Source organism: Pseudomonas fluorescens group sp. PF-69 (assembly GCF_054481235.1).
Window position 1 is genome coordinate 5,548,883 of sequence record NZ_JBTMNC010000001.1, and the last position, 24,714, is coordinate 5,573,596.

Consider the following 24,714-nt stretch of genomic DNA (forward strand, 5'->3'; position numbering starts at 1 on the left):
CTCACACCCCCGACAGTTGCAGTGGCAATTCGCGCAGGCGCTGGCCGGTCAAGGCGAATACCGCGTTGGCCACGGCCGGCGCCGTGGGCGGCACGCCCGCCTCGCCGATACCGCCGGGTTTATCGCTGCTGGGCAGGATATGCACCTCCACCACCGGCATCTCGTTGAGCCGCAGCACCTGATAGTCGTGGTAATTGGACTGCACCACTTGCCCGTCCTTGAGGGTCAGCTTGCTGTGCAAGGTAAAGCCCAGACCAAAGGTGATGCATGATTCCATCTGCGCCGCGATGCTCTGCGGGTTGACCGCAATCCCGCAGTCCACCGCGCACACCACCCGATGCACGCGGATCGCCAGGTTGTCCTGGGACACCTCGGCAACCTGCGCCACGTAACTGCCGAAAGACTCGTGCACCGCCACGCCCAGGGCATGGCCCTGGGGCAACGGCGCCTTCCAGTTGGCTTTCTCCACCGCCAGGTTCAACACGCCGAGGTGCCGCGGATGGTCCTTGAGCAAGGTTCGGCGATACTCCACCGGGTCCTTGCCCGCCGCCGTCGCCAACTCGTCGATCAACGACTCCATGACAAACGCCGTGTGACTGTGCCCCACCGAACGCAACCACAGCACCTTGATGCCGGTTTGCGGTGAATGCAGCTCGACTTGATGGTTGGCCAGCCCTTCGAGGTAGGGACTGTCCGCCACGCCTTCGACCGAGGTCTTGTCGATGCCGTTCTTGACCATCGCCGCTTCGAGGGAGGTGCCGGCCATGATCGACTGCCCGACCATCACATGCTTCCACGCCAGCGGCAGCCCGTCGGCACCCAGGCCAATCCGCGCCTGATGCAGGAACGCCGAGCGGTAATAGCCGCCACGGATGTCATCTTCCCGCGCCCACACGGTTTTCACCGGCCCGCCCGCTGCCTTGGCCACCTGCACCGCTTCAGCGACAAAGTCCGACGTCGGGTTGGCGCGCCGGCCAAAACCGCCGCCCAGGAACTCGGTATGGATTTCCACTTGCTCCGGTTTGAGCCCGGTGATTTTCCCGGCGATCATCTGATCGAGGGTCTGGAACTGGGTACCGGTCCAGATTTCGCACTTGTCCCGGGTGATCTTCACCGTGCAGTTCAGCGGCTCCATGGGTGCATGGGCCAGATACGGCACGCTGTACTCGACATCGAGGGTCTTGCTCGCCTTGGTCAGCGCCGCCTGGGTATCGCCGGCCTGACTGGCCGGAAGGCCCGGCGTGGCGGCGAGTTTGCGGAAACTCTCCAGCAGTTTTTGACTGTCGAGGCCTGTATTCGGCCCCAGGTCCCACTCGACCGTCAGCGCGTCACGCCCCAGCTTGGCCGCCCAATAATGCTCGGCAATCACCGCCACGCCACTCGGCACCTGCACCACTTTGTGCACCCCCGGAATCGCCAGCGCGCCGGCGCCTTCGAAGGATTTGACGCTGCCGCCGAACACCGGCGACCGGGCGACCATCGCGGTCATCAAGCCGTCGAATTGCACGTCCATGCCGAACTTCGCGCGCCCGGTGATTTTTTCCGGGGTGTCCAGGCGCTTGGTGGGCTTGCCGATGAACTTCCAGTCCTTGGCGTCCTTGAGCTTGATCGACGCCGGATCCGGCATCGGCAGCTTGCCCGCATCGTCGGCCAGTTCGCCGTAGCTGACACGCTGGTCACCGGCAATGACCACCCCCGATTCTGTGCTGATCTGCGACGGCGCCACGTTGAAACGCTTGGCCGCAGCCTCGATCAACATCAATCGCGCTGCCGCACCGGCCTGGCGGTAGCGGTCGAACTCCATCCAGGTCGAAGTCGAACCGCCGGTGATTTGCATCCCGCCAAACCCGGCCAGCCCATAATCCCTGGCTGAGGCCGGGGAATGTTCGACGCGGATTTTCGACCAGTCGGCATCCAACTCTTCGGCGATCAGCATGGTCAGGCCGGTCCAGATGCCCTGGCCCATCTCCGAATGGCCGAGCAACACAGTGACGCTGTTGTCATTGCCGATGCGCAGGAACGCATTCGGCGCGAACACATTGCCCTGGTTGTCCGCGCCCTGGGCAAACCGATGGGCGCCGGGGATGACAAACGCCACCACCAGGCCGCCGCCCAGCGCCGTGGCGCCCTTGAGGAAACCGCGACGGGATAACGCAGTAATGCTGTCCATAGCCACCTCAACCCAACTCGGCGGCGCGTTTCACCGCAGCGCGAATTCGTGGATAGGTGCCGCAGCGACAGATGTTGCCGGACAGCGCCTGATCGATGTCGCTGTCGGTCGGTTTCGGGATCTTCGCCAGCAGCGCCGCCGCCGACATGATCTGCCCGGACTGACAGTAACCGCACTGCACCACATCGAGTTCGGCCCAGGCTTGTTGCACCGGGTGCGAACCGTCGGTGGACAGGCCCTCAATGGTGAGGATTTTCTGCCCATGGGCGACGGCCGTCGCGGGCGTGATGCACGAGCGCAGCGGCGCGCCGTCGATGTGCACGGTGCAGGCGCCGCACTGGGCCATGCCACAACCGAATTTGGTCCCGGTCAGGTGCGCAACGTCGCGCAGGACCCAGAGCAGCGGCATGTCCGCGGGGACATCCAGTTCCTGGTCCTTGCCATTGATGTTCAGGGTCAGCATTGCGAAGGTCCTCAGACTCAAGGTGTTCTGAAGAGCGCGCGTCTTGGGAAAGGTGATGCGTTGCAGGAGTACAGCGAATTTTCGCGCGCCTTGGGTTATCCCTTACAGCTAAGCGCAATTTGGCCGGCAGGCCGAACCCTATCGACAGTCGGTCAATTAAACCGTCTCAATCGACTGATCCCCGCGAGTTCAAGGACTGTTGCGGGAGCGAGCCGGCTCGCCCCCACAGTTCTAGCGACATCGGCGCTAGACCCGAGGCTTGAGCAACACCCCGGTATAACGCAGCAGGAACAGTCCGAATGCCGAACACCACAGCAATGCCGCCAACCCCAGCCCCACCCCGGAAAACGGCACCAGCAGCACCCGCGACAAACCGGCCAGCAGCATCAGGGAAAAACCCGCCACTATCGCTTTGGAAGGCAACAACGGCCGCCCGGTATGGCCGAGGCTGACCCGGGCAATCATCGCCAGAATCAGCCCGCCGATTGCGCCAACCGCCAGCGCATGGGTGGCCAGGCTCTGTTGCGGCATCAGGCCGGCGTGCCACAACGCCATCGCCACGACCGCCACAAGCAGCCACCCATAGGACAGGTACAGCGACCACAGCAGAGGCACCCGCCACATTCCACGGTCATGCCAGCGCCACAGCCGCAGCAGATGCAACGCCCCGATCAGCACAAACAACAACGACAACCAGGGCCTCGGCGCGTCGTTCAAGCCGAAGGCAAAGCTCACGGCGACCAGCAACCCACTGACCAGCAGCACCCTGGTCGGCAACGGACTGGCCGCAGGCGCTGGCGGACGATTCAACCCGCGCTGAATGAAAAACGGGATCACTCGCCCACCGATCACACTCATCAACGCCGCCACCAGCCACAAGGCCGCCAACACACCGCGCCGTTGCAAGCCATCGTCATGGGTCTGGAGCCCCCACAACGTCATCACCTGACACCCGGCCAGCAAGCTGATCATCAGCAAGATCGGGTAATTGTCGCGTTTGCCTGCCGCCAGCAGATCCCGCCCCAGCACCCACGCCAGCAGCGGTAGAAAAGGCAGTTGAAGCACCAGCAACAACGCAGGAGGAATCGGCATCAGCCACGCCAGTCGCGCCAGCAGCCAAACCAGCACCAGCCCGATCAGCGGCCAGCCATTGAGTCCCCGCCGACCTGTCCAGTTCGGCACCGCTGTCAGCAGAAAACCGGCAATGATCGCCACGGCAAACCCGAACGGCATCTCGTGTCGATGCCAGGCGAGCATGCCGCCCACCGGTTCAGCACCGGGCCATCGGCCGTACAGCCACAAAGCCCAGATGGCCACCGCCAGCGCGGCAAATGCAGCGCCTGCGAGAAAGAACGGGCGAAAACCGAGGCTGAAAACGGGTGCAGCGCCGAAGGTGCGCATCAGGCCAGCACCCCGGCCATGGGCTTGCTCAACCGATGCTGAGCCAGCAAGCGCATGACGTAGCCGACTTTCAACAGGGTGGGGCCGACGATGGTCATGGCATGCATCGCTACCAGCGCGACGATCGGCAAATGACCGGCATAGAGATAAGCGCCATAGATCCCGGCAAGCAGCATGGCCAGGCCGGTGCCGAGCACGCGGCTGGAAAGATGCAGAACATTCTGAGGATGGCTGAAGAAGTCGAACATTTTCCGTACTCCTGAAGGCGTTCAGTGGTACGAGAGTCGTATCAAGTCCCGCGCCAGATATTTAACCCCTATAAATCAGCCACCTGCGAGGCATTGAGTCTTTTCGACTACCACAAGGAATAGTCCGTATGACTCGACATGGAGTCATACAGACTACACCCGGCAAAACAGCAGCGAGCACTTGTCGATCTACGGCACGCCCGGCCGACCGCAGTCTGGCTACGCTGATAGTCCAGCCTGCAAAAACCAGCCAGGGAGACCCGCCATGCTACACGTGCCAAAAATCACCCCGTGCCTGTGGTTCGACGGCCAGGCCGAAGAGGCCGCCAGGTTCTACTGTGCGATCTTCGATCACGCCAAAATCACCGCCATCACCCATTACGGCAAGGCCGGCCAGGAATTCCACGGCCGGGAAGTCGGGTCGGTGATGACCGTCAGCTTCGAGCTCGACGGGCAGACGTTTACCGGCCTTAACGGAGGCCCGAACTTCACGTTCAACGAAGCGATCTCGTTCCAGGTCAATTGCCAGACCCAGGAAGAAGTCGACCATTTCTGGGGCCGCCTGTCTGCGGGCGGGCCGGTCGAGGCGCAGCAATGCGGCTGGCTCAAGGACAGGTTCGGCGTGTCCTGGCAAATCGTGCCAGTGGCGATGATGGAGATGATCAAAGACCCCGACACGGCAAAATCCCAGCGTGCCATGCTGGCGATGATGCACATGAAAAAACTCGATATTGCCGAGCTGCAACGAGCCTTTGACGGCGAGAGCTAATACACTCCGACGCTGAACTGCCAAGGACTGACCATGAAGCTCTCCACGCCCAAGGCCACCGACAAGGCCCCGCGCTTCTGGCGCGATGACACCCTGCCCTTCATCGAAGCGCGCTCCATCGCCGACGGGCGCGAGGTCTGTTACACCCGGCATGCCCACGAACACTTCTCCATCGGCGCAATCACCGCCGGGCGCAGTACTTACGTCCACGAGCAATCGCAGTTCGAGGTCAGCACCGGCACCGTGGTATTGATGAACCCCGGCGATGTCCACGCCTGCAATCCGATCGACGACCAGCCCTGGTCGTACCTGATGCTGTACGTCGATACCGCGTGGCTCACCGACCTGCAGCACCAACTCGGGTTCAGCAACGATCTGGCGTTCAGACGGTTTGCAGTCACCCACACGTCCGACGCCAGCCTGTTCGATGGGCTGAAGGCCTTGTATGAAGTGTTGGTCGATCCGCAGCAGGACGTGCTGCGCAAGCAGAGCACGGCCGTGGAGTTTTTCAGCGAAGTGCAACTGCGCCTCAACCCGACCGATCAACCGCTGCGCGAACCGAACTTCAAACTGGAACGCGCCGCCGACTTCATCCGCGATCACTGCACGCAGATGCTCAAGCTCGAAGACATTTGCGAAGCGGCGCAGCTGTCACCTTCCTACCTGATCCGTGCGTTCAAACAGCATTACGGCATGACGCCCCACGCCTTCCTGGTCAACCGGCGCATCCAGTTCGCCCGGGATCAATTGCGCCACGGCAAGCTGATCGCCGACGTTGCACTGGAAGCGGGATTTGCCGACCAGGCGCACTTTCAACGGGCGTTTAAACAGCATCTGGCGGTGACCCCGGGGCAGTACCGGGGCTGAAACCCTCGTGACAGCGGAGTTCCTGTGGCAGTGAGCTTCCTGTAGCGATCCGACAAGCCCCTCGCCACAGACCTGTCTGTCACTTGCGCCGGGCCTTGGTGCCCTCAACCACAAACACCTGCGTCGGCAATTCAAAGCCCCTCAGCTTGAGCAGCGCCATCGGCCCCGCGCCCAGCTCGGTGCGCAGGTGCCAGGTCAGGTCGATGCCGTCCGGGGCCTTGAGTTGCACCTGGTAGTGGCTGTCGCTGTCGTTCAAGGGCGTGATCCGCGCCTGTTCCAGCAGGCGGATCAGGCCCCAGGTGCCCTGGTAGTCGCCGAACAGACGTTCGCCGGCAACGACGCTGGTCCAGGTCAGGCTGGTGCCCGGGTGGCTGGTGAAACCGGGCCAGCTGAAGCGCTGCCAGCGCTCTTTCTGGTTGAAGTAGTGATGTTTGTCGCCATTGAGGATGAAGGTGGTCTGCACCAGGTCGCGCACCGGTTTGGCCCGCAGTTCGAAACTCAGGCCCATGCCGCCGTCGGTGAACAGCACGTCGGCCAGGTGGCTGAGCTGGTTGATCGCGCTGAGGAATTGCGGGTTGAAATGCAGGCCCTGGCTATGGCGCGTATCGGCCACCCAACGCTGGCCTTCCTTGCGCAGCACCCCGCCCAGTTGCTGCTGCAGGAACTGTTCGATGCGCCCGGAGTCGGCCCGAATCATTTGCCCCAGCATCGGCAGCGACGCGTCGCTGGGGGTCGCGGCGAAGGGGAAGCGGCCGGCGAAGGCGCCGCGCCATTCGTCGACGATCGCCCGTTGCCACTGGCTGTTGAGGCCGGCGGCCGAGGGTTGCAGGACCCGTTGCCAGGCCTGTTCCAGCGGCTGCACGAACAGGGTCTGGCCGACCCCGTCCCACTCCGCGCCGAGGCTGGCGGCGACCAGGCTGCCATAGGACTGGGTGTCGGTGAGGTCGACGTTCTGACCCTGAAACACACTCTGCGCCAAGGCCTGGGTCGTGTCCTGCGGGTTGGCGGCGTTGCTCACTTGTTGCAGTTTCAGGCGCACCCGGGTGACGCGGTTGAGGAAGGCTTGCAGGCTCAGGCGGTCGCTGTCGTTGCGGCTCTCGGTGTCCTTGCCCGCAGCGCCAGCAACGGCCCGAAGGTGGCGTCCAGTGGACTGACCGGGCCCTGCGGCTGCTGGTCGATCACCGGCACCTTGTCCTGCCCGATCAGTTTCTGCGCCGATTTGACCAGCGAATCGGCGAACGCCTGACCGCGCATGCCGGCCTGGCCCTGATACGCCAGGGTGTTCATCAGGGCAATCAGCGGCGACTGGCGCACATCGCTCATCAGCGCCAATTGGTCGATGACCTCGCCCAGGCTTTGCACCTGGCGCCAGCGCAGACGGTTGAGGAAGTCCAGCCAGGCGTTGGCGTAGTCCTGGAAATAGCGTTCGGTCAGGCGTTGGCGCAGTTCATCCGGGGTCAGTTCGGCGGCGATGTCGGTGGGGTTGTCGCTGAGCACCCAGTCGATTTCTTCGCGGCGCGCCTCGGCGATCTCGTCGATGGCCTGGCGCACCTGGCCTTCCCAGGCTTGACGGGTGAACACGCCGGGGACCTGGGCTTTGCTGGAGAACAGCGCTGCGGCATCGGTATCACCGACCATCTGCGGCAGGCTCAACGCCGGAAAGTGATTGGCCGAGGCGTCGATGACGCTCTGGTACAGGCTGGACTCGGCATTGCGCTGGCCCAACTGGCCGAGCAGCACCTGCCGGGCCTGGGCCACCAGCTTCGGGTCGGCCTCGATGCGCCAGTCCGGGTGGGCGGCCAGTTGCTGCGCGTAAAACTGCCACAAGGTCGGCGCCAGCGCCTGCCAGAGCCCCGGCGAAATCCCGCGCGGCGGCTCGACCGCCATTAAGGTCTTGGAGAGAAAACCCGGATCGGCCTTGTCCGGACGCGCCAGCATCAGGTAGGCCTTGAGCTGGTCGTAGGCCGCACCGGCACGTCGGGCGCGCTCGGGGCTGTCCGCCGGCAGCTTGATCAGGCGGTCGAGCTGCGCCTCCAGCTGGCTCACGGCCGGGTCGCGCAGCAGCCGCTGATTGGCCTCGACGTAACGCGGCCACAGCGCGGTCAGCAGCGCATCGTTCTGGTTCAGGCCAAAGCGCTGGTACCACGGCACGCCGTGTTCGGCGCGGTAATCCAGGCGCGACAATTCACGCGCCAGTTCGTTGAGCGCGTGCAACTGCTCATCGCCCTGGCCCGACGGCTGCAGCGCCGCCAGCGAGCTGTGCAGTTGGGCGATCTGCACGCGGTTGCTGACGAACGACAACAGCAACCCGGCGCCCCACAACAACGCCAGGCCCAGGACCAGCACGTAGGCGATGCGCGGGGCGCTCCAGCCCAGGCGCCGACGCTGGCGCGCCCGGTCGCCAAGCACGCCTTCCCAGGCCGGCTCCAGGGGCCAATGGTGCTCGGAAGCATCCGACCCACCCGCCAACGGCAGGCTGAACCACAGCCCGCGCAACGGCACCTCCTGAGCCAACACACCGAATACCGGCGTCAGCGCCTGGCGCCAGCGGGCCATGCCCTCGACTTGCAAATCACGGGACAGACGCAACAGAAAGTCATACCGGCGCTGCTCGTTCATCTGCGCCAGGCCTTCGCGGCGCAGCGGTTCGAGCAGGCTGGCCAGCGCCGTGTCCAGAGCTTCGGGTGTCAGGTCGGTTGGCAGCCGGCAACCGACGGGCTGGACCGGGCGACCGTCCTGCGCCCACTGACTGTCGCAGACCTGCCACAGGTGCAGGGGCAAGGGCCATTTCAGCTCACGGGCGAGGGATTGCAGGTGATTCACGCCGAGGCTGACGGCTCGCTGATCGGCGCTCTGGTCGCGGCTTAATGCCCAGACCACACCGTCGAGGGCGCGCCAGCGGGTCAAGCGACGGCACAGGTCGATGACCGAATCGTCGAGCCTGCCCTGCACGCTGCCGCCCCAGAGCAGCACGGTGTCGTGGCCTTGCAGCCAATGTGTCGGGCTCAGGTTGGGGGCGATGGCGTTGATCTGTTCGGGTTCGCCGATGAGCAGAAAGATCCGGGTCTTGCGGCGCCAGAAGGGGCCGTGGTTTTTGCTCTGACGGGCTTTGATCGCCGCTAAGGTTCGCGCTGCCGGCGTATCGACGGATTTGTCTGGGGACGTTTGCGCAGGCTGGCGCACATCATCCGCATCTGGCCGACGATACACCGAGCGCCCCAACGGGCGCCCCAGCAGGTAATACCCCCCCAGGAACGCCAGCAGCACAAAGGTGGTGGCCGAGATCACGGAAAACCAGAGGGTTTGCCGCACGCTGCCGGCAGCCATGCCCAAGGATTCAGGGTGATACCAGACCAAAACGCCCAACACCACACCCGTGAGTAACAGCACGCCAAACAGCCCATAAAATCCTACCGCGCGTCGCAACTGCATTCGTTATTCCTGTTTCGAAAGGGGTGACACGGGCATTAACACCGTGCTCCAGAGTCCAGCAGCGACATCGCCCCCGCTGAAAATGAATTGCGCTCCGGCACCGCGTTCAATCGTCTGCGTCGCGGCGGCGATCGCCAGCCAGGGTGAGGCTTTCCCGGGATGGCCCAGCAAGTCATCGAGGTCGCACAAGCCCTGCTTGGGCTTGGCTGGCAGAGGAACGTCGGCCGATACCGTTGCCAGGTCGGCACGACGTTGCGCATCGATACCGACCCGCCAGACCTGTTCGATCGACGGCGCAGGCAACGGCACCCAGTCGAGCGCCTGACGCGCGGCGTACAGCAGATCGGCACCGGTGGGTGTGCGCTCCTGCTCAGGGCGATGCAGATAGGCGATCGGCGCCAGGGTGGTTTGCGTCAGGCGGTTGCCGAACAACAGGCCAACGGCTGCTTCCGCCGTGCCTTCGGCCTGTTCCGGTGCGAACTGCGCCGCCACCACCATCAGCAGGGCCTGATCGTTAATGCGCTGGTCGAGCCATTGATCCACCGCAGCCAGGCCATGGCCCTCGACGGCGACCGTCGATTGGCGGATGCCGCATTCACTCCAGGCCTTTCGCCAGAGGCGTTGCAACGTGCTGTCAGGCAAACCGCTATCGACCTCCAGCAACAATGCCAGCGGCGTAGCGTCCGGTAACGGCTCCAGGGTTTGCCTCAGGTCTTCGAGGACCTGCAGCAGCATCCTCAGCAACGCGAGCTCTGGATCTTTCCTGTCGCCAGGCAAACGACTGTGCCGCAGGGGTAATTCACCCTGACTGGCCGGTTGAGCCTCAAGTGAGGCGTTTCCATCCAGCAAGGCATCGAGCTGGCCGGTTGGCGGCGACCCCGGAGTTCGAAGCGCGGTGTATAAACTCACGCCCAGTATTTGCTGAGAACGTCGCCCTTGCCGGGTTTGGCTGATCAGATCGTCCTGACGCGCTTCATCCCAGCCATCAGCGACCCGATGTTGACCCAGGTAAAGCGCCGTCCGCCCGAAACCCAGCAAGCACCACCCCGCCAAAGGCACGCCCAACGCCGCCCCCCACAACATCATTGGCTGCTCGCGCCACGCTGGAGGCGCGAACACCCAGGCCACCCCAATACCCACCAGCAAAAAAAGCGGAAGTAAAACTAGCCAAAGCCAGACACGAGGAGGTGCCGGTCGCGACGCCGGCGCAGGGATCTGATCCAGTCTGATCGGCATGGCTAGTTCGCGCCCGCGACAGGCAGTGAGGAAATCAACACGCAGCCGCAAGCGCAGCGATGACCGTCGAACGCGACCGGCACGCCATTGTCGCGAAACGCCGGGTGCCCCTCGGCGATCACTGTGCGGCCATGACCCGGAACCGGGCAGCGCACCGGATCGCCCTCACGCGCCACACCTATGCCGTCAAACAGCATGTCGGATGAGCCCGACAGTACGGTGCCGCCGCCGGTGTTTTTGTCTCCCACGCGAATGATGCCTTGCATATTCCTGCTCCTTTTTATTAATCGATAATTACTGATTCGAGTGCTCTTGACTCACTACGTCTTGCTGTAAAAAAACGCCGTCATGCAATACGAAATTCGAAAACTGCAAAGAGCGCCCAGCCGCATCACGCTGCTCGAACCACTCAATGGAAAACCCCTGCAAGTTCCACTGCACCGAAGAGAAGTCCTGGTCTTGCATCGCCGTCCCCGAGTTCTGACTTGTCATTGAAATCGAATGCAAACAACTGCTCACCAGCGTCCTGGTTATCTCAGTCAATGCCGTGCCGGTTATTCGATAAACATGAAGCCATATTTCGTTTCCTGCGCCACAAAGTCCTAACGGATTTCCAGCGTTAGAGGGTGAGACCTGAAACAGCGAAACATACTCAATCTCGCCAAGTTCGTGCTTTCTTTTGTCATAGAACACACCATCTACGCTGGGAAGTAACTTCACGTCGTAGGCTGTTCCGTCCGTCATTGAAAGATGCACCTGGCCGCTCTTGTTTTTCACTCATGAGATTTCGTTACTTGCAAAAACACGAATAGTCGCGACAAAAACAATTAATAAGCACAATAGAACCTTACCGAGCGTGTTAAATTTCTTGAAATTGCTCTTCCATATCCAATGCACACAAACACCTTCTTATAAAATTAACCACCACCTATCTCTGCGTTGCCAAGCTTTCTATTTCTCTCTGGGCCTGCTGTGCTTCTAGTCATCGTCACTAGTATAATTTTCGACCCCCAAGTTCCGAGCCCCATAGGCATCATTAGTTATTGCTTTGCAATCGGATCCCTCATCGCAGTATTCGTGCAAAAAATGAGATCACCACTATGTAGAGTGTCAAGCCTATAAGATGATTGTCATTTAATTCATCTGTAGTTATCTGCAAGCCACCATGTTTATCAATGACTGGCTTTGAATGTTGAGATTGGCATTTGCGGCTCACTTATTTGAGTTCATGTCATTGTTCTTTTGAATTGTCTTTCTCAATAGGAGTAGCTAAAGCTCTCCCTGCGCACATTTCTTAATGGCTAATCCTTCCAGATCTTTTTCCTTTAATCTTTGAAGCCTTATAGGCTCTTCAGACTGAAGAAGGTCAAGGTATTTAGGCTTTGATCCGTCTTCTTTAGAGAAGACAAAAAAAACGACAGAGGATCCGAAATCGTAACAACCAAGAGGGCCTTTAACGTATTTTCGTGGCGCTGCATTTATTAGGGATTCTCTTGATTCGTATCTATCATAAATTTCAATATTGCCAATAGATCCGAGTAAAAAATTGGTCGCCAAACCATCTTTGAATACCGGTCGCGTATCGAAAGAATAAATAGAAGACCACCATTTATTTGAGTTGCTCTCAGCAATCTCAATATAATTTTCATCAAGCATGGTGTTCAATCCGCACATTCCGGCAGTCATTCTGGCTCCATTATAGTTGTTGCGCTTGTCGGAATAGGCGCAATCAATTACTACCGAATGATCTTTTGTTAATAGCGTAAAGTAAAAAGTATCCTTAGACAGAACGAGCAACCCAGGAGATTCATTTATTTCGACCAGACTCCGATCAACTTCGTACTCAGTTCCAGTAATGTTTTTGTACACTTTTTCACCGCCGCTATCACGCAATATAATACTACCTGCCTCAGATCCATTTATTAACTCCCCCGCAATCACGGACGCATTGAAAAATATAAAGATGAAAGACATGAAAACTAAGGCGCTTCGTATCATTCGTGGAATTCCACTGACAGTTGAGAAGTTTTTTTGAGAATTGACTCGAATTTTTCTGCGTGCGATGCCAGCAACTCTTGCTTGTCAGTGCCGTTTATGATTTTTCTAGCTGATAAATAATCAATTCCTTTTCTATTTAAGTAATCAGCCATTTTTCTCCCCGTAAATAAGCCTCTACTCATGCCAATAATCATTATCGGCACGGAATACTCAAATTTTCCTGCAGCCTCAGGATTTGAGACAAAATCAAACCCGAGTAATCTTGAAAATTTCTGATAATTATTTTTCCATGTCAGATGCACGCAACCGCGACCTCTGTATTTGTACCCATCACCCTCCTCGGTATTTCCATTCTGTCTAGCCCTCATCCGAAGCTTTTCAGTTGGCGCAAGAATCGGATCATATTTATTAAAATAGGATAGTTCTCCAATCTCCGGTTTTTCGCTAAAAAACTCTCCAGTTGGATAGTAATAAGTTTCATGCCTTACGGTCGCCAGCATGTAGGATATCTCGTAAATATTTGCACTAAGAGACGAGGATTTATAATGGTTATTTATAGTGCGTACTAATTTTTTTAAATTCTTTCTTGAGTCTGCTGTAAGTGCCGGTGTGCCAGGCAAGAAAAATGTGTGCACAAGTTCATACTGCTGCAGAAAATCATCTACATTAATTAACTCGCCTGTTCTTGGAAAGTTGCTTAACAACCCTACCGGATGAAAGTGATAAGCCTTCCCCCAAGACGAAAACCCCAACTTTTTCGCAACCTCCGACCACCACCCCATCTGCTCGATACGCTGCTTCTCCGCCACCCAATTCAAGTGCGGCGTCGAGCCGCTATGGCCGAGCAGTTCGTCCAGTGCATCCCACTTTTGCGTGTTGTGAAACCACTCGCTTTCCTTGTAGAGGATCATCTGCGAGATCGCTTGCGCGTGGGCTGGCAGGCGCATTGCCGCCTGCAGTTCGTCGGCGGTCAGCTTGCCGTCGCGGTTGCGGTCGATGATGTCGTACAGCCGGCTCTTCATTGGCCCCTTAAGGTCTTCCTCAGCCATGGCGCGAAAGCGCTCGCGCTGGGTTTCCGTGAAGCGGTCGACGGCACTGAAAAACGACGCCATGGCGTCTCTGGACGTGTTGTAGTCGAAGATGAGGTCATACCCCTCCCACGACCATGGACTGAGCCATGGGGTGACACCCACCTCTTCGCACACCCAGCCATTGAGCAGGTTGTTGTTCGCATCGTGCAGCAGCCCGTCCAGGCGATACCAGTGGCGGGCGTTGTGGCTGCCGCCGGCGGGTACGTGGATTTTTCGCTCGGGCGGCAGGTCATCCAGCAGACTTTTGGGCACCAGCAGGTCGGCTGCGCTGAGTGGGCTGGAGCTACTGCGCGCTTTCATTTGAGCAGCGGTGGCATTCTCCTGATGAGCCACCACCGGAGTGCCCTTGGCCAACTTGAGCAAGGTTCGATCTTTCTCCGGCAGGCGCTTGGCCCAGGCGCGACTGTCCTTAAGGAATAGATCGATCTCTTCAACATCGGTGAACACTTCCAGATGCAGCTTTTCCTCGGGGAGTTCTGCGCCGCTGTCCTGATACTCACCGAGGTGGCCGATCAACGCGGCGGCCTTGATCGGGACAGGCTGATCGAGCACCACGATGCGATCCAGCGCCAGCGGTTCCGGTTCGGCTTCGAGCATGTCGAAATACACGTACTGGTTGACGCGCTCCAGCTTGCGGTATTCGCCCTCGCCGATGGCCGTGACGACCGTGCCAGTCGGTAACTCTCTGAGTTCCTGACCGGTTTTGACCGGTTCGGCACGCACGTAAACCGACGCTCTGGACGATCGGATGCGGTACTCGTTGCCGGTCATCGGTTGCAGAACACTGGCGGCGATGTAGCCCTTCAGCGAGCCGTCGACGTTGATCAGGTCGGCGGGGCCCAGGCTGTTTTCCAGCTTGCGGTAGCGCCCCGCGCCACTGACGGCCACTGCTGTGCCGCGCGGCAGGAGGTCGATGATCTGGCCCTGGTTGTCCGCATGACGCACGTTCAGGCCACGCGCCTCGGGGTGGCGGGGATGCACGTCATTCGCCGTCTGCTTGACGCGCAGGGTCGGGCTCGGGGGCCAGAACGCCGGGCGCGCCGTGGCGGGATCTTTCCGGTACATCTGCCAATCCCGCAGGTGCATGTACAGGCTGTAGAAGGTCAGGCTGGGCGGCGTCTCCGGGCTGCCGTTGATCCTGGGTGGCTGCATCCGGTGACGCACCAGTACGAAATTGCGCGAGAAGGGTTTGTCGACGGTGAGGGTATTGATGAAGTAGCGCGTAGTCGGTGACTGTGTGTCGACACGGTAGGCCACCACTTCGCCGTCGGCCAGACAGTGCACGGATTTATCCGGAGTGACGCCGGTGCCGCTGTCGAAATGCACGCCGCCGTGAAACAGGCCACTGCGGCCGATGGGGTAGTAACCGGCCTTGGCGTTGGCCAGGTGGGTCAGTTGCGCCAGTGGTTGCCGTGTGTCCTTGAAGGGGTGGCACCAGTTCTTCAGCGGCGGCAATAGCTCGGCGCTGGTAGGCGCAGCCAATGGTGCGGGGGCGGGCCGGGGAGCGGGTGCCGGCAGCACCTCATCCCATCGCGCGTCCCTGCGGTTGTCGTGTAATCCAAACAGTCGGGCAAGCAAACTGGCCATGTTGAAATATCACTCCTTGTTCTGCAAAAGGGATCAGGCAGAGAAATCCGAAAGCCCTATGGACTTGGCTTCGTGCTCGGTCAGTTGTGGCAGCGCTGGCATTTGCAGCTCTTGCTTGGCCGCACCGCTGTAGGCGAAGTGCGCGGCCTTAACCTTGTGATCCCCCGCCGTACCCGACTCGATGCCGACCCCGTCCAGCGTGAAGTAACTGCCACCGCCATTGAGGACGATTTTTTTCTTCGCCGTGATGCGGATTTCATCCTCGGTACTGGTGATGTCCAGACCATGCCGCGCCATCAACTCCAACTTGTCGTTTTGCGCCTGGATCTGCACCGCGCCCTGGTTGGCGATCAGCTTGATGCCGAGCTTGCGCACGAACAGGCTCAAGCCCTGGCCCACGCCGATGAACAGGCGCTTGACCACGCTGAGGTCCGCTTGGCCGCCGGCGTTGAGCATCAGGTTGTGTTGCGCCGCCAGTTGCAGGTGCTGGCCGCTGGTGAGGGCGATGCCTTTGGGGGCGCTGAGCAGCAGCACTTGGGACTTGAGCTGTTCGAGGTCCTGCCTTAGCAGCTGCAGTTGCGCGGCCACGTCCGCCGGTTCGGCGCTGGCGGCCTGGGCGTCGACCGAGAGTTGTTGCAGTTGTTCGCCGGCCTGTTGCAGACGGTCCACGGCGGTTTGCATTTCCAGTGCTTGGCCTTGCGCCTTGGGCTGTCCATCGGCACTGATAAAAATGCCCTTACCACCGCGAATCGCCCCCCAATCATCCGTCCGCAGCTCAAACCCTTCCCCACGCTTGTGCTTCTTCGCATCCACCAGATGCCCGAGGTTCAGCTGGCTCTTGCCGCCATACTCGGTGCTGAGCTTGACGTGCTCCTGCCCGCGCCGATCCTCCATGCGCAGCTTGTTGTTGGCCGGGGTGCGCAGCACGTTGCGGGTGTAGTCGCGCTTGGCCAGGGTGACGGGGTCGGGGTGCTGGTTGTCGTGCAGGGCGTGGGCGATGTAGGGGCGGTCGGGGTCGCCTTGTTCGAAGGCGATGGCCACTTCGGTGCCGGCAATCAGCGGCAGGTGCAGGCCGTGGGTGTCGCCGGCGTAGGCGCGTGCCTGGCGCAGCCACATGCTTTCCTGGCCGGGTTTCCAGGTGTCGCGGTCGAACAGGAAGTTGACCCGGTAACGGCCTTCGAGGTCGATTTCGGCGTAGGGGTCGTTGGCCTGGGGGTTGGTGACGCGCGCCGGGACGGTGCCGGCGATTTGCGGTTTGTCCATCAGCGGCGGCCGAAAGCAGATGGTCTCGGCATAGGGCATGGCCTCGAAGCGGGCTTCGAAGCTGCGGTCGCGGGCGGCGCGGGTGACCAGTCGGGTGATGACCGCACCGGGGGCGAAGGCCTGGGGCGCGCCGCCGGCGATTTTCAGGACCTGGCCGGGCGCCAGGGTGGCGCTGCTGCTGACGCCGCTGAGCCGGGTCTGGTCGTTGAGGTAGCGTTCGTGGCGCAGGCGGGCGTAGAAGTAGCCGCTTTCGCTTTGCAGGTCTTCATCCTGGAGGTAGGCGTTGCCGAGCTCGCGGTAGCCTTCGGCGTAGTGGTAGGCCTCGCCGTAGGTGGTGGTGGCGCCACGGGTCTGGTCGACGTCGCCGTCGAGGTAGGCGTGGGCATCGCGGTGGTGATAGGCGCGGACGTTGACCTGCCGTTCCACCACCTGATGGCGGGTTTGCAGGTCCCAGACGCCGTCCTCGTCGCTGCTGCTCAGGCCGGCGGGCGGATGATGCGGCAGGCGCACGTCGAACTGGTAGCCGCGCTGGTCGTCGCAGAACTCCACCACGTCGATACGCAGGCGCTCGTCGCTGGTGAAGCGATACCAGATGCCGACGTCGGCCAGCAGCCGGCTGATGAACATCAGGTCGCTCTCGTTGTATTGCATCACCTGCTCGCGCCTGGGGTACTCGCGCACCAGGCGAAAGATGAAATCCTGGCCCCGGAAGCCATGGCGGCTGCGCAGGATGCCCTCGACGATTTCCGGCACCGATTGCTGCTGGTAGATGCGGTACTGCCGGCCGCGATCGAGCAGGGCGAGGCGCGGTTGCAGGGTGATTTCGTAACGCGCTTCGTCCACCGACGCGGACAAGCGCTTGAAGCCACTGACCACGCCAAACACGGTGCGCAACGGCTTGACCTCGGGCAGGCTCAGCCCCGGCAAGGGCTTGATCGGCGGCGCGTGCAGGCTGAACCGCGCGTCCTGGCCGAGCAGTTGCGGGGCGCCGAGGTCGAGGTCGCTGCTGGTGAATTCGATGGTGTAGAGGAAGGGCTCGCTCAGGCGTTCCTGGCCTTCGAAGGCGAGCACATCGAGGGTGGCCTTGAGGTCGCGGACCTGGAGTTTGTGGCGGCTGTGGTCGAAGAAAATACGCGAGGCGATTTGCAAAATTCAGACCTCCCTGGCCTGTTTGAGGTGCACGGGGAGGCATTTTTTCCACCCTCGTTCAAGCGCGTGACAGCTTTCACGAAGGGGATACGGGTTGAAATAGGAGGTTTCCGAGGGTGGCGTAGGAGGCTTCCGTATCTAGATGCGCCGGGGTTGTAGGAAATTTTTGGCCATGAGTTTCCTGTGGCGATCCGACAAGCCCCCTCGCCACAGACCTGTCACTCATTCCACAATCAGATAAACCGCACTCACCGCCAGCATCAACGCCATCACCCGGTTAAACCAGCGCATGCCCGCCGGGTTGTTGAGGTAGCCGCGCAAAAACGTCCCGGCGTAGGCCCAGCAACCGACGGACAGGTAGCAAATCACCAGGTACACCGCCGCAAACTGCCAGACCAGTCGCGCCTCGCCATCGGCGACAAACGCGCCCATGCCAGCCACGCAGGCCAGCCAGGCTTTCGGGTTGAGCCATTGCATCACGGCGCCATACAGCATCGACGGGGCGCGGGCAGAATCCTTCGCCTCAAGCTGTCCATTGTCGGCCGCGAGCTTGTACGCCATGTACAACAGGAACGCCACGCCCGCCCACTGCACCACCCGGGTCATCGCCGGCCACAGCCGCAACACCTCATGCAACCCCAGCCCCATCAACACCAGCAGCAACACGAAGCCCAGGGTCGCCCCGGCCACATGCCGTTGACTGGCACGAAAGCCGAAGCGCGCCCCGGAACTCAACGCCACGATATTCACCGGCCCCGGCGTAATCGAAGCGGCCAACGCAAACGCCGCCATGGACATCATCAAACTCATCGCACACCTGTTCCTGTCAGTTGAACCAGGCCCCAAGGTAAAGAGCCTGCTGGCGTGCGTATTGAAGAAAACTGCCCTAGGCGTAAAAGTCGACCACCCGCTTCACCTTCACCAGTGCCTGGCGCAGCGAGTCCATGTCCACCGAGCCCAGCGCCAGGCGGATCGCATGGGGCACATGGGTCGAGATCGCAAAGGGGTCGGCGGGCGAGACCGAGACCTGCTCGCGCATCAGCGCCATGGCGATCTGGTCGGCGCGAGCATCGTCGGTCAGTGGCAGCCAGATGAAATACGAAGACGGATGGCTGATGATCCGGAGCCCCGCCAGTTCCTTGCGCGCCAGGGCCTGCCTGGCCTGGGCGTCCGCACGTTTGTGTGCTTCCAGCTTGAGGACGGTGCCGTCATCGAGCCAGCCGCAGGCGATGGCGGTCATCACGCCGGGTGTGTTCCAGGTGGTCGCCATGATCGTGCGCTCGAAGGCCGCGACCCAGGGTACGGGCGCAGCCATGAATCCGACGCGCAAACCGGTGGCGATATTCTTCGACAGGCCTGAAACGTACACCGTCCTTTCCGGTGCCAAGGTCGCCAGGGGCGGCGGAACGTCTTCGGCAAGAAAGGCGTAGGCCGCGTCTTCGATGATCTTCAGGTCATGCTTACGGGCTATCGACACCAACTGCTCCCGCTGTTCGGCCGCCATCACCCAGCCCAAGGGGTTGTGCAGCGTCGGCATCGCGTACACGGCCCGTACCGAACGGGTCCGGCACAAGGTTTCGAGGGTTGCCAGATCAGGCCCATTTTCGGTGACGGGAATGGGCAGCACCTCCAGATGCAGGGTTTCGGCCAGCGTCTTGAAACCGGGGTACGTCAACGCATCCGCAGCGATCACATCGCCGGGCTTGAGCAAGGTCATCAGGGTCACCGCCAGGCCGTGCTGGGCGCCGCTGACGATCATGACCTGTTCGGCCGGCACGTTGAGCCCGCGCTCAATCAGGTGCCGCGCCACCGAGGCCCGCTCATGCAGACGCCCCGCGTGGGGCTGATAACGCAGCAGCGCTTCCAGGTCCCCGGACAACGCCAACTGCCGCAGGGCGTTGCGCAACAGATCGGCCTGACCGGGCAACGACGGATAGTTGAAGTTGAGGTCGATCATCCCTGCCGCCACCACCGATTGGGCGATGCCTTGCCCGGGCGGCAGCGACGTCTCGCGGACAAAGGTGCCGCGCCCGGTTTCGCCACTGACCAGGCCCATGCTTTCAAGCTCGGCGTACACCCGGCTGGCCGTGACCAGCGCCAAGCCTTGCTCGGAGGCGAGTTGTCGGTGAGTCGGCAAGCGTGTACCGGGCGACAGGCGACCGGCGCGGATGTCGGCGGCAAAGGCGTCTACCAGGGATTTGTAGCGGGAGCGAGGCATGTCGAGATGTATCCATGACAATTTTTTGATTGTACCGATAGTCGGTCATAGGATGGCTTTCATGCAACCAGACTCTGAGCGAGAGCGAAATGGAACGGACTTCGAACCTGCAACACCCGTCACTGCAAAGCAATGCCAGCGGCTGGATCAATGGCCTGATCGGCGTGGTGATCTTCAGCGGCTCGCTGCCAGCGACGCGGGTGGCGGTGCTGGAGTTCGATCCGGTATTCCTCACGGTCGCCCGCGCCACCCTCGCGGCGATCCTGGCACTGTGCCTGTTGCTGCTGTTCAAGGAGAAGCGCCCCGCGCGCCAGCAATTGCTGCCCTTGGCCATCGTGGCCTTGGGTGTGGTGGTCGGCTTTCCGCTGTTGACGGCACTGGCGCTGCAATACGTGACGTCCGCACATTCCATCGTGTTCGTCGGCCTGTTGCCGCTGGCGACTGCGGTGTTCGGGGTCTTGCGCGGTGGCGAGCGGCCCCGGCCGGTGTTCTGGGTGTTCTCGGTGCTGGGCAGCCTGCTGGTCGTCGGTTTCGCCGCGTCCCAAGGGCTGACCGCGGCACCGCAAGGCGATCTCCTGATGCTGCTGGCGATCCTGGCCTGCGGCCTGGGTTATGCCGAAGGCGCGAAGCTGTCCAGGACGCTCGGTGGCTGGCAGGTGATTTGCTGGGCGCTGGTGTTGGCGCTGCCGATCATGGCCGCCGTAACCTGGTGGCGAGTGCCCGCGACTTTCGCCAACATCAGCGCGCCCGCCTGGCTCAGCCTGGGGTACGTGTCACTGTTCAGCATGCTGATCGGCTTTGTGTTCTGGTATCGCGGCCTCGCCCAGGGCGGAATCGCCGCCGTCGGCCAACTGCAATTGCTGCAGCCGTTTTTTGGCCTGGCGCTGGCGGCGACCTTGCTGCACGAACAGGTCAGCCTGGGCATGCTCGGGGTGACGGTCGCGGTGATCCTCTGCGTCGCCGGGGCGAAAAAGTTCTCCCGCTAGCCACTGATACGGCACTTTAGGTCCATGACTGTACGGGGCGGCCCCTTCAAGGGCTGTGATAAAAATACGTTCTCGCTACTGGAGCCCATCATGGACCTCGCCACCCTCTCCCTCTTTCTCCCGGCCTGCTTCGCGCTGAACATGGCGCCCGGCCCGAACAACCTGCTGTCGGTGAGCAACTCGACCCGCTACGGCTATCGCACCGCGTGCCTAGCTGGCCTCGGGCGCCTGCTGGCGTTCGCCGGGATGATCGCCCTGGCCTCGGCCGGCCTGGCGGTGGTGCTGCAAACCTCGGAATTGTTGTTCTACGGGATCAAGATTCTCGGTGCGGCCTACCTGTTTTACCTGGCCTGGCAGTTGTGGCGCGCCGATCCTGGCGTTGCGAACGTGGTGGCCAGCGCTCCGGCGGGGATGCTGGCGCTGGCCCGGCAAGAGTTCCTGGTGGCGGCGGGCAACCCGAAAGCGATCCTGATCTTCACCGCGTTCCTGCCGCAATTCGTCGACGCAACCCGCGCCATCACCCCGCAATTCGCGGTGTTGGGCGCGCTGTTCCTGATACTGGAATGGATCGCCATCGCCGCCTACGCCTACATGGGCCTGCACATGCGCCGCTGGTTCGCCAAGCCGTCGGGCAAGCGCCTCTTCAACCGCTGCTGCGCCGGGCTGCTGTCGGCGGCGGCTTCGGTGTTGCTGATGGCGCGTCGGGCCTGAGCCGTTTTTTCTTCATGGCCTTCTCCGCCAGCATGGATCGGAAACCGCGCCTGTGACTAAATAGGTCATCCCGCCATTGATGTGAAAGCCAGGCCCCAATGAACACAAGCATTCTTTACGCCCTTGCCGCCGCTGCGCTGTTTGGTGCAAGTACGCCACTGGCCAAGTTGTTGGGGCTGAACCTTTCGCCCATCCTGCTGGCCGGACTGCTGTACATGGGCAGCGGCCTGGGCTTGACCCTTGCCCGATTGATCCGCGACCGGGGCTGGCGCCCCAGCGGACTGACCTCACCGGAATGGCCCTGGCTGATCGGCGCGATTGCGTTTGGCGGGATTCTCGGCCCCGTGGCATTGATGTTCGGCCTGACCTTAACCTCTGGCGCCACAGCCTCCTTGATGCTGAACCTCGAATCAGTGCTGACCGCCGTGCTGGCGTGGGTGGTGTTTAAGGAGAACGCCGACCGACGCATCGTCATCGGCATGCTGGCGATCGTCGCAGGGGGCGTGCTGCTGGCCTGGCCACAGGGAGCGGTTCACTCCCAGGGCTGGACCGGCCCGTTGTTGGTCGCCCTGGCCTGCGCCTGTTGGGCTATCGATAACAATCTGACGCGCAAAGTGTCAGCCTCGGACGCGCTGTTCATTGCGGGTGTAAAGGGTTTGTGCGCCGGGTTGGTGAACTGTTCCCTGGCGCTGTCGCTCGGTGCATCGTTGCCACCGATGACGGTGCTGGGACCGACCCTGATCGTCGGTTTCCTCGGTTACGGTATCAGCCTGGTGTTGTTTGTACTGGCCTTGCGCGGGCTGGGCTCCGCACGAACGGGCGCCTATTTTTCCACCGCGCCGTTCCTCGGCGCCGCCATTGCCATTCTGCTGCTGGGCGAATCGGTGACGGCGAGTTTTTGGGCGGCCTCATTGTTGATGGGCCTGGGGGTCTGGATTCACCTCAAGGAAAGCCATGCCCATGAACATGAACACCAGGCACTGCTTCACCGTCATCGACACGTCCACGATGAACACCACCAACACGAACATGAATTTGAGTGGGACGGCACCGAACCCCACAGCCATGAACACCCACACACGCCCATGCGGCACAGCCATGCGCACTTTCCAGACATCCATCATCGTCACAAGCACTAGTCGTCCACCGGCAATTGCTGATGGAGCGGAGTCTGGAACGCTCCGCAATTCCCTGTCGATTTTCCGGTGGAGGCTGCCGGATTCGCGCTCTATGCTGGCCCCATGAACTTGCACAGCACGCTACTTCCGCCCCACGCCGAGATGGTTCGCGCCATGCTCGAACGCGACACCGCCTACGAGGGGGTGTTTTTTACCGCGGTCAAAACCACCGGGATTTTCTGCCGTCCCAGTTGCACCGCACGCAAGCCAAAGCCGGAGAACGTCGAGTTCTTCGCCCATGCCGACGAGTGCCTGTCGGCGGGCTATCGCGCCTGCCTGCGCTGTAAGTCCCTGGACGCCGCAGCCATCGCCCCTGACTGGGTACAGACGCTGCTCAAGTCGGTGGAAACCGATCCCGAGCAGCGCTGGACCGATGCCCAGTTGCTGGCCGCCGGCATCGAGCCGTTGAAACTGCGTCGCTGGTTCAAGCAGCATTTCGGCATGACCTTTCATGCCTGGCTGCGCACGCGCCGCCTGGGCATGGCGCTGGGCGGTATTAAACAGGGCGATTCCATCGACAGCGCGGCGTTCGACTCCGGCTACGAGTCCCTGAGCGGTTTTCGCGATGCCTTCCGCAAATCCTTCCGCATCACCCCCGGTCGCGCAGCCAACAGTGAGCCGCTGCTGTTCACGCGCCTGACCACGCCGCTGGGACCGATGATCGCCATGGCCGAACGACGGGGACTGGTGTTGCTGGAGTTCCTCGACCGGCCGGCGTTGACCCGGGAGATTGAAGCCCTGCAGAACCGTTTTGGCTATGCCGTGGCGCCAGGGCACAACCACCACCTGCAGCAAATCGAGCAGGAACTGGCGCGGTATTTCGCCGGCGACCTGACCGAGTTCAACGTGGCGCTGCACCTGCCCGGCAGCGAATTTTCCCGCCAGGTCTGGGCCATCCTGGCGACCATCCCCTATGGCCAGACCACCACCTACGGGGCCATTGCCGCCAGGCTGGGCAAACCCGGCGCCAGCCGCGCGGTCGGCCTGGCCAATGGGCACAATCGCCTTTCGATCGTCCTGCCGTGCCACCGGGTGATCGGTGCCGATGGCTCACTGACGGGCTATGGTGGCGGACAGCCACGCAAGGCGTTTCTGCTCAGGCTGGAAAAAGCCGCCGTGCAGATCACCCAACAACTTGCCTTCTGATCGCCCACTGTTGTTCATAAGGACACTCAATGGACAGGCTCGAAACGCAGATGCACGAACAGCCCCATGACGAAATCAACGCGCCATTGAAGCCCTGCGCAAATGCCTGAGCCCATGCCCGAGCGCTATCAACCTGCCACGGCGTTTTTGTCGTCAATCGATGATGACTGGCGCCGGCACATCGCGGCGGTCGGCCCTTGCCTGCACCAACCCCATGCCGCCCGCGATCCCTATGAGTCGCTGGTGCGGGCGATTGCCTATCAGCAACTGCATGCCCGGGCCGGCGATGCGATCATCGGCCGCTTGCTGGCCCTGTTCCCGTCGGGCGCGTTCCCCAGGCCCGAGCAGATCGTGGCCAGCGACTTCGATCAACTGCGCAGTTGCGGGTTCTCCGCCAGCAAGATCGCCACTATTCAAGGCATCGCCCAGGCCACCCTCGATGGCGTCGTGCCGGATTACGCCACGGCCCTGGCCATGGACGATGAAGCGCTGATCGAACGTTTGATCGCCTTGCGCGGGGTGGGCCGCTGGACCGTGGAAATGCTGCTGATCTACAGCCTGGAACGGCCGGACATCCTGCCGGCCGACGATTTTGGGGTGCGTGAGGGTTATCGGCGGCTCAAGGGCCTGGAAGCACAGCCGACGCGCAAGCAGATGGTTGAAATCGGCTTGGCGTGGAGTCCTTATCGGACGGTGGCTTCCTGGTATTTGTGGCGGGTGCCTGGCCGGTAGACCGCGTTATCGTTCTTCGCGAGCAAGCTTGCTCCCACAGGGTCGGCACCGATCCTTAGGAAGCGAGCT

Annotated in this window: 19 protein-coding genes and 1 pseudogene; 7 read left to right on the top strand and 13 right to left on the bottom strand. The window is 61.5% G+C overall.

What is annotated here, in order from left to right:
* Nucleotide 1: 1 nt before the first annotated feature.
* The 4 genes from ACX3YF_RS25945 to ACX3YF_RS25960 all read right to left on the bottom strand — a co-directional run bounded on the left by ACX3YF_RS25945 (nt 2) and on the right by ACX3YF_RS25960 (nt 4,282).
* Nucleotides 2–2,170 (bottom strand): xanthine dehydrogenase family protein molybdopterin-binding subunit, encoded by a 2,169-nt coding sequence (locus tag ACX3YF_RS25945; protein ID WP_458974549.1) that lies wholly within the window; start codon nt 2,168–2,170, stop codon nt 2–4.
* Nucleotides 2,171–2,177: 7 nt separating this feature from the next.
* Nucleotides 2,178–2,633: a (2Fe-2S)-binding protein gene (locus ACX3YF_RS25950; RefSeq protein ID WP_130210709.1), complete on the bottom strand. Its 456-nt coding sequence runs from the start codon at nt 2,631–2,633 to the stop codon at nt 2,178–2,180.
* 246 nt (nt 2,634–2,879) lie between these two features.
* On the bottom strand, nt 2,880–4,034 hold the full coding sequence (locus tag ACX3YF_RS25955; protein WP_196587045.1) for an NnrS family protein: 1,155 nt from the start codon (nt 4,032–4,034) through the stop codon (nt 2,880–2,882).
* On the bottom strand, nt 4,034–4,282 hold the full coding sequence (locus ACX3YF_RS25960; protein ID WP_130210713.1) for a transmembrane sensor/regulator PpyR: 249 nt from the start codon (nt 4,280–4,282) through the stop codon (nt 4,034–4,036). Before ACX3YF_RS25960 ends, ACX3YF_RS25955 begins: the two co-directional genes overlap by 1 nt.
* A 265-nt stretch (nt 4,283–4,547) precedes the next feature.
* Between ACX3YF_RS25960 and ACX3YF_RS25965 the strand changes: the two genes are divergently transcribed.
* Entirely contained in the window at nt 4,548–5,051 is a 504-nt protein-coding gene (locus ACX3YF_RS25965) for a VOC family protein (protein WP_130210715.1), read from the top strand.
* A gap of 33 nt (nt 5,052–5,084) precedes the next feature.
* Complete coding sequence (locus tag ACX3YF_RS25970; RefSeq protein ID WP_458974550.1) at nt 5,085–5,918, top strand: AraC family transcriptional regulator; 834 nt, start codon at nt 5,085–5,087, stop codon at nt 5,916–5,918.
* 79 nt (nt 5,919–5,997) lie between these two features.
* Here ACX3YF_RS25970 and ACX3YF_RS25975 read toward each other — a convergent pair.
* The 9 genes and pseudogenes from ACX3YF_RS25975 to ACX3YF_RS26015 all read right to left on the bottom strand — a co-directional run bounded on the left by ACX3YF_RS25975 (nt 5,998) and on the right by ACX3YF_RS26015 (nt 19,892).
* Nucleotides 5,998–9,350: pseudogene (locus ACX3YF_RS25975) on the bottom strand (ImcF-related family protein).
* Between the two features lie 3 nt (nt 9,351–9,353).
* On the bottom strand, nt 9,354–10,469 hold the full coding sequence (locus tag ACX3YF_RS25980) for a hypothetical protein (protein WP_458974551.1): 1,116 nt from the start codon (nt 10,467–10,469) through the stop codon (nt 9,354–9,356).
* Between the two features lie 119 nt (nt 10,470–10,588).
* On the bottom strand, nt 10,589–10,852 hold the full coding sequence (locus ACX3YF_RS25985) for a PAAR domain-containing protein (protein WP_448645551.1): 264 nt from the start codon (nt 10,850–10,852) through the stop codon (nt 10,589–10,591).
* Nucleotides 10,853–10,880: 28 nt separating this feature from the next.
* The gene (locus tag ACX3YF_RS25990; protein ID WP_458974552.1) at nt 10,881–11,363 is read right to left on the bottom strand and encodes a hypothetical protein; all 483 of its coding nucleotides are present in this window, start codon (nt 11,361–11,363) and stop codon (nt 10,881–10,883) included.
* 492 nt (nt 11,364–11,855) lie between these two features.
* Nucleotides 11,856–12,560: a hypothetical protein gene (locus ACX3YF_RS25995; protein ID WP_458974553.1), complete on the bottom strand. Its 705-nt coding sequence runs from the start codon at nt 12,558–12,560 to the stop codon at nt 11,856–11,858.
* Nucleotides 12,561–12,580: 20 nt separating this feature from the next.
* On the bottom strand, nt 12,581–15,262 hold the full coding sequence (locus tag ACX3YF_RS26000) for a hypothetical protein (RefSeq protein WP_458974554.1): 2,682 nt from the start codon (nt 15,260–15,262) through the stop codon (nt 12,581–12,583).
* A gap of 33 nt (nt 15,263–15,295) precedes the next feature.
* Nucleotides 15,296–17,674, bottom strand: coding sequence for a type VI secretion system Vgr family protein (locus tag ACX3YF_RS26005; RefSeq protein WP_458974555.1), 2,379 nt, complete (start codon nt 17,672–17,674; stop codon nt 15,296–15,298).
* A gap of 222 nt (nt 17,675–17,896) precedes the next feature.
* A complete protein-coding gene (locus tag ACX3YF_RS26010; protein WP_448646514.1) occupies nt 17,897–18,484 on the bottom strand; it encodes a LysE family translocator in 588 nt (195 codons plus the stop codon).
* 76 nt (nt 18,485–18,560) lie between these two features.
* Nucleotides 18,561–19,892 carry an aminotransferase-like domain-containing protein gene (locus ACX3YF_RS26015; protein WP_458974556.1) on the bottom strand — a complete coding sequence of 444 codons (1,332 nt, stop codon included), beginning with the start codon at nt 19,890–19,892 and terminating at the stop codon, nt 18,561–18,563.
* Between the two features lie 89 nt (nt 19,893–19,981).
* On the opposite strand from ACX3YF_RS26015, the gene ACX3YF_RS26020 reads away from it, so the two are divergent.
* The 5 genes from ACX3YF_RS26020 to ACX3YF_RS26040 all read left to right on the top strand — a co-directional run bounded on the left by ACX3YF_RS26020 (nt 19,982) and on the right by ACX3YF_RS26040 (nt 24,645).
* Complete coding sequence (locus ACX3YF_RS26020; RefSeq protein WP_130210723.1) at nt 19,982–20,878, top strand: DMT family transporter; 897 nt, start codon at nt 19,982–19,984, stop codon at nt 20,876–20,878.
* Nucleotides 20,879–20,968: 90 nt separating this feature from the next.
* The gene (locus tag ACX3YF_RS26025; RefSeq protein ID WP_448646511.1) at nt 20,969–21,589 is read left to right on the top strand and encodes a LysE family translocator; all 621 of its coding nucleotides are present in this window, start codon (nt 20,969–20,971) and stop codon (nt 21,587–21,589) included.
* Nucleotides 21,590–21,687: 98 nt separating this feature from the next.
* Nucleotides 21,688–22,728, top strand: a complete 1,041-nt coding sequence (locus ACX3YF_RS26030) for a DMT family transporter (RefSeq protein ID WP_458974557.1) — start codon at nt 21,688–21,690, stop codon at nt 22,726–22,728.
* A 102-nt stretch (nt 22,729–22,830) separates the two neighbouring features.
* The gene (locus ACX3YF_RS26035; protein WP_458974558.1) at nt 22,831–23,913 is read left to right on the top strand and encodes a bifunctional transcriptional activator/DNA repair enzyme AdaA; all 1,083 of its coding nucleotides are present in this window, start codon (nt 22,831–22,833) and stop codon (nt 23,911–23,913) included.
* 114 nt (nt 23,914–24,027) lie between these two features.
* On the top strand, nt 24,028–24,645 hold the full coding sequence (locus ACX3YF_RS26040; RefSeq protein WP_458974871.1) for a DNA-3-methyladenine glycosylase family protein: 618 nt from the start codon (nt 24,028–24,030) through the stop codon (nt 24,643–24,645).
* Nucleotides 24,646–24,714 lie beyond the last annotated feature (69 nt).

Coding starts and splice junctions, on each gene's coding strand:
- ACX3YF_RS26030 (WP_458974557.1), top strand. CDS start 21,688: ATGAACACAAGCATTCTTTACGCCCTTGCCGCCGCTGCGCTGTTTGGT.
- ACX3YF_RS25985 (WP_448645551.1), bottom strand. CDS start 10,852: ATGCAAGGCATCATTCGCGTGGGAGACAAAAACACCGGCGGCGGCACC.
- ACX3YF_RS26010 (WP_448646514.1), bottom strand. CDS start 18,484: ATGAGTTTGATGATGTCCATGGCGGCGTTTGCGTTGGCCGCTTCGATT.
- ACX3YF_RS25960 (WP_130210713.1), bottom strand. CDS start 4,282: ATGTTCGACTTCTTCAGCCATCCTCAGAATGTTCTGCATCTTTCCAGC.
- ACX3YF_RS26025 (WP_448646511.1), top strand. CDS start 20,969: ATGGACCTCGCCACCCTCTCCCTCTTTCTCCCGGCCTGCTTCGCGCTG.
- ACX3YF_RS25945 (WP_458974549.1), bottom strand. CDS start 2,170: ATGGACAGCATTACTGCGTTATCCCGTCGCGGTTTCCTCAAGGGCGCC.
- ACX3YF_RS25950 (WP_130210709.1), bottom strand. CDS start 2,633: ATGCTGACCCTGAACATCAATGGCAAGGACCAGGAACTGGATGTCCCC.
- ACX3YF_RS26035 (WP_458974558.1), top strand. CDS start 22,831: ATGAACTTGCACAGCACGCTACTTCCGCCCCACGCCGAGATGGTTCGC.
- ACX3YF_RS25965 (WP_130210715.1), top strand. CDS start 4,548: ATGCTACACGTGCCAAAAATCACCCCGTGCCTGTGGTTCGACGGCCAG.
- ACX3YF_RS26015 (WP_458974556.1), bottom strand. CDS start 19,892: ATGCCTCGCTCCCGCTACAAATCCCTGGTAGACGCCTTTGCCGCCGAC.
- ACX3YF_RS26020 (WP_130210723.1), top strand. CDS start 19,982: ATGGAACGGACTTCGAACCTGCAACACCCGTCACTGCAAAGCAATGCC.
- ACX3YF_RS26040 (WP_458974871.1), top strand. CDS start 24,028: ATGCCCGAGCGCTATCAACCTGCCACGGCGTTTTTGTCGTCAATCGAT.
- ACX3YF_RS25995 (WP_458974553.1), bottom strand. CDS start 12,560: ATGTCTTTCATCTTTATATTTTTCAATGCGTCCGTGATTGCGGGGGAG.
- ACX3YF_RS26000 (WP_458974554.1), bottom strand. CDS start 15,262: ATGGCCAGTTTGCTTGCCCGACTGTTTGGATTACACGACAACCGCAGG.
- ACX3YF_RS25970 (WP_458974550.1), top strand. CDS start 5,085: ATGAAGCTCTCCACGCCCAAGGCCACCGACAAGGCCCCGCGCTTCTGG.
- ACX3YF_RS25955 (WP_196587045.1), bottom strand. CDS start 4,034: ATGCGCACCTTCGGCGCTGCACCCGTTTTCAGCCTCGGTTTTCGCCCG.